The sequence below is a fragment of the Nocardia heshunensis genome, assembly GCF_054782115.1.
The window spans coordinates 1-573 of the sequence record NZ_BAAGTC010000038.1 but is presented as its reverse complement, the minus strand read 5'-3'; the positions used below and the strand labels follow the sequence as shown (position 1 = coordinate 573).

The window sequence follows — 573 nt, the reverse complement described above, 5'->3', positions numbered from 1 at the left end:
CAGTCATTGAATCAACATAATCTGAGTACCAATCTAATTCCTCAGCACTCAGCTCATCAATCCATTTAGGATATTTACCGCTGTCATCTTCAAATTCAAAGCTAGGGAAATCAGTTAATTTAGTTTTATGATGCATGTCTAGTATCCATCGTTTTCTATCCTCACTGATCATGTTCAATCCCCTACCTTTCCAAATTTGAAATTATATTTATTAGAGAATTCAGTTAAGGCTATCTCTTGACTCTTGGTTTCATTATACCCTAATTTGATATTCTTTTTAATCAAATTGTTGTAACTACTATTAGCATTGACGGGCATCTTTATTTCTGGTTTCGTATACCAATAAATACTACCATCATGTCCAATAGTTAAGCCCATACTAACGGTGTGTTGCTTCGACTGTAATGACAAAGTAGCAATATCACTCAGTGATGGTGGGAATCCCGAGGGGTGATTATGAATTGAAACGTACTGTCCTTTACGTCCAGTCCTAAATGCGTCTTTAACTTGGCCGTTGTAAACGACCCCTTTAGTCTTTCTAGCCTGATTAGAAACAGCAATTGTCTTTCCGGT

General features: G+C 36.6%; 1 protein-coding gene. It reads right to left on the bottom strand.

Annotation, left to right across the window (positions count from 1 at the left end; genetic code table 11):
* Positions 1–174 precede the first annotated feature (174 nt).
* Positions 175–573 (bottom strand): hypothetical protein (locus ACYVN4_RS45010; RefSeq protein WP_460730439.1); only part of this gene is annotated, 399 nt, incomplete at its 5' end.